The organism is Burkholderia sp. HAN2018 (assembly GCF_024704855.1).
Classification (GTDB): domain Bacteria; phylum Pseudomonadota; class Gammaproteobacteria; order Burkholderiales; family Burkholderiaceae; genus Burkholderia; species Burkholderia cepacia.
The window spans coordinates 1-11,796 of sequence record NZ_QOBB01000215.1 but is presented as its reverse complement, the minus strand read 5'-3'; the positions used below and the strand labels follow the sequence as shown (position 1 = coordinate 11,796).

The following is an 11,796-nucleotide window of genomic DNA, read 5'->3' as shown; positions in this document are numbered from 1 at the left end:
CCAGCACGGCCGGCGGCGGCCGGTGCCGCGCGCGGGCTCGGGCGCACGTTCGTGCAGCGCCTGCATGCGGCCGCGATGGAAACCGCCGAGCAGTGCGAAGCATCGGGTTACCCCGGTTTCGCGTATTAGGCCGACGCCGTACCGGCCGCCGGCGTGCCCGCGCCGGCTGCGTCGGCGCGGGCCGCGCGAGGCATGGACAATTTTCCGCCCCCGGCGAGGGGCAGAAGGAGACGAGATGAGTTCTGCGCACACGTGCGCGTCGGCCGACGACGAAGTCGCCGGTGTCCGCATTCCGCGGACGCCGATGGCGATCGAAGCGGCCGAAGCAGCCCGCGCGTCGCTGCCGCGGGCGATCACCGGGCATGCGAGCCGGGTGTTCGTGCTTGCGTCGCTGGCCGCGCGGCGTGCCGGCGAGACCTGCGATGCCGATGCGCTTTACGTGGCCGCGATGTACGCGAACATGGGACTGAGCACCGCGTATGGCCGCTCGGCCGCGCGCTACGAGCTCGACAGCGCCGATGCCGCCGATACGTTCCTGCTGCGCCACCAGACGTCGCAGCGCCTGCGCGACGACGTGTGGCACGCGATCGCGCTGCATACGACGCCCGGCGTGGCCGCGCGCGTGTCGCCGCTCGCGCGCGTGCTGGCGGCCGCCGTCTCGACCGACCTGATGGCCACCGATTTCGACGCGTATTCGGCCGACGAGCGGCGCGCGCTGCTCGCCGCCTACCCGCGCGGCGAAGGCTTCGGCGACGCGTTCCTCGATGCGGTCGCGCGCGGCGTCGCGCACCGGCCGGCGTCGACGTTCGGCACGTGGAGCGCCGACGTGCTCGAACGCGCCGATCCGGATTTCCACCGGCTGAATTTCTGCGGGCGCGTGCTCGGCGCGCGCTGGCAGGACGCCTGACGGCGTCCTGCGGGTTCCGGCTGGCTCCGGCGGCGTGAGCCGGGTGCACAGGCGCTCGCGCGCCTGCGCACCCGGGCGCTTACGCACTCACGCCCGCGGCATCGTGACGCGCATAGTCGACGTAGCCCGCGCGGTCGCCGCCGTACCAGCCGACCGCCTTCGGCGCGGCGAGGGGTGCGTTCGCCGCAAGGCGTTCGACCAGATCGGGGTTCGCGATGTACGCACGCGCGAACGCGACGAGATCGGCGTCGCCCGCGTCGATCAGCGCATTCGCAGCATCCGGCGCGATGCCGCCGTTGACGATCAGCGTGCCGCCGAAATGCTTGCGCGTGTTCGCGACGATGCGCGGCAGGTCGGGCTCGCCGCTCCAGCCGTTGGTGTCCGCCGCGTGCACATAGGCGACGCCTGCTTCGTCGAGCATGCGGCCGACGTACGCGTACGTCGTATCCGGATCCGCGTCACGCACGTTGTTGTATTTCGCGTACGGCGAGATGCGCACGCCCACGCGGCTGAGCGGCATCACGGCGCCGACGGCGTCGACGATCTCCTCGAGGAAGCGCGCACGGTTCGCGACCGAGCCGCCGTATCGGTCGTCGCGGCGGTTCAGCGTCGACGACAGGAACTGGTGCGGCAGGTAGCCGTTGGCCGCGTGGATCTCGACGCCGTCGAAGCCGGCCGCCATCGCGCGTACGGCCGCGTCGCGGAATTCGTCGACCGTGTCGGCCACCTCGTCCGTCGTCATCGCGCGCGACGGCGTCGCGTGAATCTTCGTGTAATAGCCGTTCTGCAACTGCGCCCACACCTGCAATTGCTCGAGATCGTCGTTGACGCCGGACGGCGACAGCGGCGCGTCGCCGCCGAGCAGCGTCAGCGAACTCACGCGGCCGCCGTGCCACAGCTGCGCGAAGATCCGGCCGCCGTTCGCATGCACGGCGTCGGTGACTTGCTTCCAGCCGGCCGCCTGCTCGTCGGTGACGAGCCCCGGCGTCAGTTCGAACGCGGCGGAAGCCGGGCTGACGTTGGTCGCCTCGGTCACGATCAGGCCGGCGGACGCGCGCTGCGCGTAGTACTCGGCCATCAGTTCGGTCGGCTGGCCGCGCGACGGCGCGCGCGAGCGCGTCATTGGCCCCATCACGACGCGGTTGGGAAGCGGCAGGCCGCGCAGGTCGTAGCGGCTGAGCAGGGAAGACATGATGGATTCCTTTTTGCGTGAGGCAGGGCGGCGCCGCGTGTCGCGTGGTGGCGACCGGTCAGGCGGCGGGCCCTGCGGAAAGTTCGGGAAAGAAAGACGGGGGTAACGTGCCGGCAGCGTTCCGGCGCGCGAGCGGCCCGGAGGGCGCCGCGCGTGAACCGGTGCCGGCGCCGGTTCAGGACTGGGCGTGGCGTCGTGCGTGCGGACGCCCGATCGCGAGGTAGTGGGCGAGCGCGACGACCGGGAACGCGCCGGCCACCGCGGCCACGAGCGGCCAGCCGCCGTGTTCGTACAGCGGGCTCGCGAGCGCGGAGCCGATCGCGCCGCCGACGAAGATGCTCGTCATGTACAGCGCGTTCAGCCGGTTGCGGCTTGCCGCGTGCAGCGCATAGATCTCGCGCTGGCCGAGCACCATGTTCATCTGCACCGCGAAGTCGAGCACGATGCCGGTGACGACGAGGCCGTACAGGCCGGCGCCGTGGATCAGCGCGACTGCGTACGACAGCGCGCCGGCAACCAGCGCGATCAGCGTCGCCCGCACGCCGTGGCCGGCATCGGCGAGGCGGCCGGCGACCGGGGCCGACGTCGCGCCGATCGCCCCGACCAGCGCGAACAGGCCGATGGCCGATTGCGACAGCCCGTAGTGGCGCGTGAGCTCGACCGGCACGGCGGTCCAGAACAGGCTGAACGACGCGAACATCAGGCCCTGGTAGAACGCGCGATGGCGCAGCACCGGCATCGTGCGGACCAGGTGCAGCAGCGAGCCGATCAGCTCGAAATAGGTCGCGCGGTGATCGGGCTGGCGCGACGGGATCGTCAGCGCGAGCACGGCGGTCACGAGCGTCATCAGCACCGCGGCGGCCGCGAACACGAAGCGCCAGCCGAACGCGTCGGCCACCACGCTCGACAGCGGGCGCGCGAGCAGGATGCCGAGCAGCAGCCCGCCCATGATCGTGCCGACCACGCGGCCACGCGAATGGTCGGGCGCGAGGTGCGCGGCGAGCGGCACCAGGATCTGCACCGCGACCGAGCTGAAGCCGATCAGCAGCGAGATCGCGAGGAACAGCCCGGGCGTCTGCACGACGGCCGCCGCCGCGAGGCTCGCGATCGACACGACGGCCGTGACGATCATCAGCTTGCGGTTCTCGAGCAGGTCGCCGAGCGGCACGATGAAGAACAGGCCGAACGCGTAGCCGATCTGCGTCAGCGACACGATCAGGCTCGCGGTTGCGCCGGACATGTGCAGGCTGGGCGCGATGAGTTCGGTGATCGGCTGTGCGTAGTACAGGTTCGCGACGATCGCGCCGCAACTGAACGCGAACAGCAGGATGAGGCCCTGCGTGAGCTTGGCTGCGTGCCCGTGGGCAGCGAGCTGGGTGGATTCTGCTGACATGGTCGACTCCTTCGAAAGAGATGTCGGGTGCCCGGTCGTCGGGCGGGCGTGATGGGATACGGGTGTTCGGTTGTTCCGGTGTTCGCCGCGGCGAAACGCAAGCCGCCGCATTGCCGTCAAGGTTATTGATCGATCGATAACAAGGGAATACGGCCGGCGCGCAATCGAGCTTTGCGTGCCACGCAAAGGGGTCGGAGCGCGTGCGGATTCATGTGAGGGGGCGAGGCCGAGACCGGTCGCGAGCCGCATGTCGGCGAGGGCGAGGGCGGCCGCTGCGAGGCGGCGCGTGCGCGAACGCGGGGTCGAGGACATCGAAAACGTCCTGGACGGACGGGCCGGCGGTCGCGATCGTCATGTCGGGCCTCTCGAAACGGGCCTCCGGCGCGGATATCGCGGATCGCAAGGCCCCTGAGAGCAGTCTGGATCGGGCGGACTGAATAGTCCTAAACCGCGTCTTAATTCACTTGATCGATGCGGTGCGCGCGCGGGCGCGGCCGCGCGGTTTCAGCGACGGGCATCGACGGCGGGCGTCAGCGGCGCTGCCCCTGCAGCGTCGGAATCTGCGCGAACAGCCCGGCGAGCCAGTCGACGAACACCTTGAGCTTGACGGGCGTATGCCGGTTGGGCGGATACAGGATCGAGATCGGCCGCGGCGGCGTGTTGAAATCGGTCAGCACCTCGCGCAGGCGCCCCGATTGCAGGTACGGCTCGACCAGGTACAGCGAGGTCTTGATCAGGCCGATGCCGGCGAGGCCGCATGCGATGTAGGTGTCGGCATCGTTGACCGCGACGGTGCCGCACATCTGCATGATGCGCGTTTCGCCGTCGACCACGTAGTCCCACGGCCGCGGCCGGCCCGTATCGGCCGACATGTGGCTGACCGCGATGTGCTGCGTGAGATCGTCGACGGTTTCGGGCGCGCCGCAGCGCTCGAGATACGCGGGCGCCGCGCACGTGCAGGTGGTCAGGCTGCCGATCCGTTTCGCGACCAGCCCCGAGTCGTCGAGCGCGCCGATGCGCACGACGCAATCGACGCCTTCGCCGACGAGGTCGATCTGCCGGTCGGTCACGCCGAGTTCGACCGAGATGCCCGGATGCGCGGCGAGAAACTCGGGCAGCGCGGGCACCATGATCTGCTTGGCCATCGCCGGCGGCAGGTTCACCTTCAGGCGGCCGCGCGGCACGTTGCGCGCCTGCGAGACGGCCGCCTCCATGTCGTCGATCTCGCGCAGCACGCCGATGCAGCGCTCGTAGTAGGCCTGTCCGTCCTCGGTCAGCGAGATCCGGCGGGTGGTGCGGTTCAGCAGCCGGCAGCCGAGATGCTGTTCGAGCGTGCTCAGCAGCGCGGATACGCGCGGCGTCGTCAGCCCGGTCGTGTCGGACGCGCGCGTGAAGCTGCCCGTTTCGACGATGCGCGTGAACACGCGCATCGAAAGCAAGGTATCCATCGTTCGGAAATCTCCAGCCTGTTCGTTGCCTGCGCCGGTGCATGCCGGCGCGGCTTTTATGTCGGGGTACCGCCGCTACGCGTCGATGCGCTTCCTGAGCCCGTCGCCCGCGAACGGCATTTCGCGCATCCGCTGGCCGGTCGCATCGAAAATCGCGTTGGCCAGCGCGCCCGCGGTCGGCCCCATCGACGCCTCGGCCGCGCCGAGGAACGGCGCGCCCGGGCGGTTGATCAGGTGCACCTTGATGCTTTGCGGTGCCGTGCCGAAACGCAGGATCGGGTAGCTGCTCCAGTCGAAGCTGCGGATGCGCTGCGTATCGTATTTCAGCGCCTCGTACAGTGTCCAGCTCGCGGCCTGCACGATGCCGCCTTCGATCTGGTTGCGGATGCCGTCCGGCGACACGACCTGGCCCGCGTCGACGGCCACTTCCGCGCGCTCGAGCGTCACGTGGCCCGTTTCCGGCACGACCGTGATCTCGACCGCCATCGCGACGTAGGCCATCAGGTTCTTGTATTTGCCGAACGCGAAACCAACGCCGCGGTTGCGTTCGCGCGGCGGCCGGGGCCAGCCGAATTTCGTCGCGGCGAGCTTGATCACCTGGCTCGCGCGGTGATCCTGCAAGTGCCGCAGCCGGAATTCGACCGGATCGACGCCGGCGGCGTGCGCCAGCTCGTCCATGAAGCTCTCGATCGCCCACACGTTGGTGTGCGCGCCGAGCGAGCGCATCGCCGAGGTCTGCAGCGGCATCGTCGGCGAGAAGTTGTTGACGATGTGCATGGTCGGCAGTGCGTACAGCGGGATCGCGTTGCGATCGCCGCCGCCCTCGGGCTGCAGCATCGGCGTCGACGGCGCGGGCACGAACGGCGGCTCGAGCATCCGCGCGGGCAGCAGCCGGCCCGCATTGACGATCCGTTCGTTGTGCGAGCTGCTCCACAGCGCGTAGTTCCAGTCGACGATATGGCCGCTCGCGTCGAGCGACGCGCTGAGCTCGGTGACCATCGCGGGCGTGAAGTGGTCCCACGTATGTTCCTGCTCGCGCATCCATTGCACGCGGATCGGCTTGCCGGGCAGCGCCGCCGCGATCAGTGCCGCATGCGCGGCCACGTCGTCCGCGCCGTTGTGCCCGTAGCAGCCGGAACCCTCGGTGTGGATGCAGCGCACGCTCGCCTTCGGCATCGACAGCATCTCGGCGAGCGCGTCGCGCAGCGGATACACGCCCTGCGAGTGGGTCCACACGGTCAGCATGCCGTTCTCGAGATGCGCGACCGAGCACGACGGCCCGATCGAGCCGTGCAGCAGGTAGTTCTTCAGGAACGTCGCGGACAGCGTCTTCGTGGCCGGCGCGGTGTTGCCCTTCGTGTTCGCGATCTCGATGCGCTGCGTCGCGATCCGCTTCAGGTCCTGGTGCACGGTGCCGCGCTCGGGCAGCGCGCGGCCGGGCGACCAGCGGCTGCCGGCGGCCAGTGCGCGCTGCGCGACGACCGCCTGCCATTCGCCTTGCGCGACGACCGCGAGCATGCTGCCGTTGCGCACGATCCGCACCACGCCCGGCATCTTCAGGATCGCGGCTTCGTCGAACGACAGCAGCTTCGCGTCGTACACGGGCGGCATCACGACACGCGCGTGCAGCATGCCGGGCAGCTCCATGTCCTGCACGTAGCTGACGCCGCCCGTGACCTTGTTCGGAATGTCCACGCGCGGCAGCGACGTGCCGATCACCGAGAACGTGGCCGGCGGCTTCAGCGGCGACGTCGGCGTCGCGTTGCGGTGCAGGTCGACCGTGCGCACCGCGTCGCCGTAGCGCATCGTGCGGCCGTCCGGCGCCTTGATCACCGCGTCGGCGACGGTGAGCGTGCGCGCCTCGACGCCGAACTGTTTCGCCGCGCCGTCGACCAGCAGCCCGCGCACCTGCGCGGCCGCGTTCAGCAACGCGGAGCCGCTGTCGGCCATCGTGTGGCTGCCGGCCGTCAGGCCCTCGTCCGGCGATGCGCCGGTGTCGGCCGTCAGGAACGTGATCAGCGAGGGCTTCATGTTCAGCTCCTCGGCCGCCACCTGCAGCAGCGCGGTCCGCACGCCGGTGCCGAGCTCCACCTTGCCGGTGAACACGGTGACCTTGCCGTCGGGCGTGATCTTGATCCATGCGTCCAGCAGCGGGTTGGTCTTCAGGCTGCCGGCCAGCGTTTCGGTCGCCTTGGCGACGTGGACGGCGGCGCCTTCGTCCGCGATCACGAGCTGCGCGGCGGCGCGCGTGACCGGCGCGAGGCTGAACGCGACGAAGAGCGCGCCGGAAACCATGAAGTGCCGGCGGCTTTCGTCGATGTCGTCGGGTGGGTTCATCAGAGTCCCTTGCTGATCATGACGGGCGCGGCGGCCGGCTCCGGGTCGGGCAGGCCGGCGACCTGGCGGATCGCCGCCAGGATCCGCATGTGCGTGCCGCAGCGGCACAGGTTCGGTTCCATCTCGGTGCGCAGTTCGTGTTCGGTGGGTTTCGGGTTGCGCTCGAGCAGCGCCTGCGCGCGCATGATCATGCCCGCGATGCAATACCCGCACTGCGCGGCCTGGTGATCGATGAACGCCTGCTGCAGCTTGCCCGGATGCCCGGCGGTGCCGAGGCTTTCGAGGGTCCGCACGCGGCGCTCGCCGAGCGCGGACACCGGAATCAGGCACGAGAACATCGGCTTGTCGTCGACGATCACGGTGCATGCGCCGCATTGCCCGAGGCCGCAGCCGAACTTCGCGCCGTGCAGGTGCAGGTCGTTGCGCAGCGCGTACAGCAGCGGCGTGGACGGATCGATGTCGAGCGTGTGCCGCACGCCGTTGACGGTGAGGGTGATCATCGCGCGCTGTCCTCCTTTCTGAGCTTCGCGGCCAGGGTGTCGACGCCGCTCCACGCGGGACGATCGGAATACGTTTCCCGCAGGTACGCGGCGAGGTCCGCGATCTGCGCGTCGTCGTACTGGTCGATGAACGACGGCATGTAGTTCAGCGTGTCTTCGCCGTGCCAGCCGATCCCGTTGAACATCATCTGGATCGCGTTGCGCGGCGTATCGGCGGCGACGGCCGTGCTGAACGCGAGCGTCGGCCGTTCGCCGATCGACTGCATCGGCGCTGCCGGCCCGTGGCACTGTGCGCACGACGCCTGGAACAGCACCGCGCCGCGCTGGCCGGCGGGCGTCGTCGGGCCGTGTCCGGCACCAGCCGTCGCGGGCCGGGCGGCCGCCGGCTTCTGGATCGACAGGATGTATGCGGCGATCGCCTCGACGTCTTCCTGCGGCACGGTCGCGAGATCGCGCGTGACGGGCAGCATCGGGCCGGCCGCCGCGCCGTGCTCGCTCGCGCGGCCGGTGCGCAGGTAGGTGACGAGCTGCGCCTGCGTCCACGGCTTGACCGCGCTGCCGAGCGCATTGAGCGGCGGCGCCTCCCAGCCGTCGACGATGCCGCCGTCGAACGCCTTGCCGGCCTGTTCGCCGCCGATCGCATTGAGCGGCGAATGGCACGACGCGCAGTGCCCGAGGCCGTCGACGAGCAGCTTGCCGCGATTCCATTGCGCGGATTGCGACGGGTCGGGCCGGTACGCGCCTTCGCGCAGGAACAGCACGTTCCAGAACGCGACCAGCGGCCGGAAGTTCAGCGGGAAGATCAGGTCGTTCGGCGGCGTTTTCGTCCGCACCGGTTCGCGGGTCATCAGGTACGCATAGGCGGCCGTGATGTCGTCGTCGGACATCCGCGTGAAGTGGATGTACGGAAATGCCGGGTAGAGCGGATGGCCGTCGCGGGCGATCCCGCTGCGCAGCGCGCGTGCGAACGCGTCGCGCGACCAGCGGCCGATGCCGGTATCGGCATCCGGCGTGATGTTGGTCGCGTAGATCGTGCCGAACGGCGTCGCGAGCGGCAGCCCGCCGGCGAACGGCTTGCCGTCGTTCGCGGTGTGGCACACGACGCAATCGCCGAGCGCGACCACGCGCGCGCCGGCGCGAACGAGTTGCGGATCGAACGACGCGCGGGCGGGCGGATCGATCGGCGCGATCGACGGCTTGACCATGATGCCGATCGCGACCGCCAGGCCGACGACCGCGATGCCGGCCGCGCCGAACCAGAGTCGTTTGTGCTTCATGCGCGCTCCACGCGAACCGGTTCGCCGGCGATCGTTCGAGCGGCGGGGCAATGGCGCGGATGCCGGCCGCGCGCGACGGCGCGGTTTCGGCTGCCGCGGCACGCGGGGCAGGATGGAAGGTCGGGCTCGCGCGTGCCGGTGGCGGTCGTTCCGGTCGACGCGGCCGGATGACGGCGGCGCATCGCCGGGCGATCCGGCCATGGCGAGGCGGCCCGGTGGCAGCGGTTCGCGGCGGAGATCATGTCGTTGCTCCAGGTATGGGGAGGCCGCGCGGGCAATGACGCAATCGCGTCATCGTGTGCGAGGCGGATGATGGAGGGCAGTCTACGTGGGCGTCGGCGGCATTTCCTGAAACGGCGCTGAAACGTTCTGAACCCCGCCGCGACGCGGCCCGGCGCGGGCGCCGCCGCGTCAGCGCGGTGTGCCGAGGCCGAACGCCGCGGCCAGCTGCGGGCCCTTATCGAGCAGCGACGTCACTTCGTCGCGCCGTCGCGCCGACCATTGCGCGAGGCGCGCGACGACGTCGGTCGCGTCCGCCGGCAGCGCTTCGGCGAGCGACACAGCATCGCTCGCGGCCTTCGACGTGCCTGATGCGGTATGCGGGCGCACGGTGCACGCCGCATCGCCGATCAGCGCGACGCGGCCATCGACGAACGCGGGGCTCAACGCATCGAAGATCGCCTGGTTGAACGGCATGCGCGTCGCGTGCACCAGTTGCGCGAGCAGGGCCGGCAGGCGTTCGCCGGCGAGTTGCCGCAGCGTCGCGACGACGTCGTCGGCGAGCTGCCCCGGATGCACGGACGCGTGATGGACGTGGCCGGCCCGATCGGTCAGGTGGTGGCGCAGCGCGTCGCGATCGGCTTCGTTGCGATACCACAGCCAGTTGAAGCGGCGCGTGCCCGGCACGAGCGAGCCGTCGAGCGCGGGAATCAGGAACGCCATGAACAGCTCGCCCGGCGCCTTGTGCAGCGTCATGTTCTCGACCAGCGGCGCGATCGACGCGGCGTCGAAATCCGCTTCGTCGACGATCCCGCGCCACGCGAGGTAACCGGCGAACGACGGCGCGTAACCGGGAAAGAGCTGCGCGCGCAGGGTCGAGCCGGCCCCGTCGGCGGCGATCAGCACGTCCGCGCGGAGGTGCTCGTCGCCGAGGTGGACGTCGACGCCGTCCGCGTCCTGGTCGAAGCCGGTGACCGTGCGGCCGTACCGGATGCGCCCGTGCGGCAGCGTTTCGCACAGCGAGCGGTAGACGGCGTCCCACGACGAAAACGGCAGCATCTCGGGCTCGTCGCGCGTGACGATGCCGTCGCGATCGATCCAGCGCCGCCGGTGTGTCGGCACGCTGATCGCGTGGCGGCAATGCCGGCCATGCTGTTCGAGAAACGCCATCATCCGGCGCAACACGGCCACGCCGCCGCCCTGGCCGCGCAGCGGCGACGGCGAGCGTTCGCAGACCGTCACGTCGTGTCCGACGCAGTCGAGCGTCAGCGCGGCCGCGAGACCGGCGATCGATCCGCCTGCAATGACTATCTTCATCGTGGGTGACTCCGGTGTGCGGCCGATGGCGTGCGCCGCCGGCCAGGCGTCGTGATGCACGGCGCCGCGCGCCTGCGGCCACGGCTGCTGCGGATCTTGCCATGTCCGGCCGCGGGCTGCGCCGACGGTGCAAGCGCGGCGGGCAGGCCGCCGCGCGCCGGCCCGCTAGATCCGCAGCAGCTTGCCCGCATTGCCGCCGAGGATCATCGCGCGCTGCTGCGCGCTCAGGTCGACACGGTCGAGAAAGCGCACCGGCTGCTCGTAGCCCATGTCGAAACAGTAGTCGCTGCCGAGCACGAGCCGGTCCACGCCGACGTTCTCGATCAGGAAGTTCAGCACGGGGCCCGAATGCGACACCGTGTCATAGCTGAAGCGCCGCAGGTAGCTGCTGGGCTTCTGCGCGAGCCGGCGCGTTTCGGCCCGCACGGTCCAGCCCGCGTCGAGGCGCCCGACGAGGATCGGCAGCGCGCCGCCCGCATGCGGCAACGTGATCTCCAGCGTCGGGTAGCGGTCGAGCACGCCGCCGAGGATCAGGTGCGAGCCTGCGATCGCGGTATCGAACGGGTTGCCGAGCAGGTTGCTGAGGTAGAAATCACCGAGCCGCGCGCCGCCGACCGTCTGCTGCGGATGCAGGAACACCGGCAGGCCCAGCTGCTCGATGCGGGCGAACACGGGCGCGAACAGCGGATCGTCGAGATCGCGGTTGTCGATGTTGGTGCCCATGTACACGCCGCGCACACCCGGCAATTGCGCGGCGCGTTCGAGTTCGTCGATCGCGTCGGCCGCGTTCAGCATCGGCAGCGTCGCGAGCACGACGAAGCGCGTCGGGTGCCGCTGGTAGACGCGCGACGCCGATGCATTCCAGTCGCGCGCGAGCTTCGCGTTGAACGGCCGGTCGCCCCAGTACGCCATCGGCACGCTGAGCGACAGCGCCTGCACGTCGACGCCGGACGCATCCATGTCCTTGAGCCGCGCGTCGATGTCGATGAACTTCATCGGCAGCGGGCCGAGGCCGCCGGCGGGCGTGCGGAACGTGAACGACGTGTCGTCGCACACGAACGAGCCGCCGAAGCGCTTGCCTTCGCCGCCGACCAGGTCGCAGAAGCTTTCCGGGTAGTAATGCGCGTGGATGTCGATCGAGCGCGGCCGGTGCGGCGGCAGCGCGGCCGGGGTGCCGGCGCTGCCGGCGGCCGACGCGGACTGTCC

General features: G+C 70.3%; 10 protein-coding genes. 1 reads left to right on the top strand and 9 read right to left on the bottom strand.

Going from position 1 to position 11,796, the window contains the following annotated elements:
- Positions 1-235 precede the first annotated feature (235 nt).
- Entirely contained in the window at positions 236-907 is a 672-nt protein-coding gene (locus DPV74_RS33335; protein ID WP_119338727.1) for a phosphohydrolase, read from the top strand.
- 79 nt (positions 908-986) lie between these two features.
- Here DPV74_RS33335 and DPV74_RS33330 read toward each other — a convergent pair whose 3' ends face one another.
- The 9 genes from DPV74_RS33330 to DPV74_RS33290 all read right to left on the bottom strand — a co-directional run bounded on the left by DPV74_RS33330 (position 987) and on the right by DPV74_RS33290 (position 11,721).
- Positions 987-2,099 (bottom strand): alkene reductase, encoded by a 1,113-nt coding sequence (locus DPV74_RS33330; protein WP_119338726.1) that lies wholly within the window; start codon positions 2,097-2,099, stop codon positions 987-989.
- Between the two features lie 175 nt (positions 2,100-2,274).
- A complete protein-coding gene (locus tag DPV74_RS33325; RefSeq protein ID WP_119338725.1) occupies positions 2,275-3,492 on the bottom strand; it encodes an MFS transporter in 1,218 nt (405 codons plus the stop codon).
- A gap of 530 nt (positions 3,493-4,022) precedes the next feature.
- Positions 4,023-4,940 (bottom strand): LysR family transcriptional regulator, encoded by a 918-nt coding sequence (locus DPV74_RS33320; protein ID WP_059693325.1) that lies wholly within the window; start codon positions 4,938-4,940, stop codon positions 4,023-4,025.
- A 75-nt stretch (positions 4,941-5,015) separates the two neighbouring features.
- Positions 5,016-7,277 carry a molybdopterin cofactor-binding domain-containing protein gene (locus tag DPV74_RS33315; RefSeq protein WP_119338724.1) on the bottom strand — a complete coding sequence of 754 codons (2,262 nt, stop codon included), beginning with the start codon at positions 7,275-7,277 and terminating at the stop codon, positions 5,016-5,018.
- Positions 7,277-7,777 carry a (2Fe-2S)-binding protein gene (locus DPV74_RS33310; protein WP_119338723.1) on the bottom strand — a complete coding sequence of 167 codons (501 nt, stop codon included), beginning with the start codon at positions 7,775-7,777 and terminating at the stop codon, positions 7,277-7,279. Before DPV74_RS33310 ends, DPV74_RS33315 begins: the two co-directional genes overlap by 1 nt.
- Positions 7,774-9,054 carry a cytochrome c gene (locus tag DPV74_RS33305; protein WP_059693322.1) on the bottom strand — a complete coding sequence of 427 codons (1,281 nt, stop codon included), beginning with the start codon at positions 9,052-9,054 and terminating at the stop codon, positions 7,774-7,776. Before DPV74_RS33305 ends, DPV74_RS33310 begins: the two co-directional genes overlap by 4 nt.
- Positions 9,051-9,296 carry a hypothetical protein gene (locus DPV74_RS33300; RefSeq protein WP_162923205.1) on the bottom strand — a complete coding sequence of 82 codons (246 nt, stop codon included), beginning with the start codon at positions 9,294-9,296 and terminating at the stop codon, positions 9,051-9,053. The genes DPV74_RS33305 and DPV74_RS33300 overlap by 4 nt, the downstream gene beginning before the upstream one ends.
- 169 nt (positions 9,297-9,465) lie before the next feature.
- Positions 9,466-10,590 carry an FAD-dependent monooxygenase gene (locus tag DPV74_RS33295; RefSeq protein ID WP_119338722.1) on the bottom strand — a complete coding sequence of 375 codons (1,125 nt, stop codon included), beginning with the start codon at positions 10,588-10,590 and terminating at the stop codon, positions 9,466-9,468.
- A gap of 165 nt (positions 10,591-10,755) precedes the next feature.
- Complete coding sequence (locus DPV74_RS33290; RefSeq protein WP_240440057.1) at positions 10,756-11,721, bottom strand: amidohydrolase family protein; 966 nt, start codon at positions 11,719-11,721, stop codon at positions 10,756-10,758.
- Positions 11,722-11,796 lie beyond the last annotated feature (75 nt).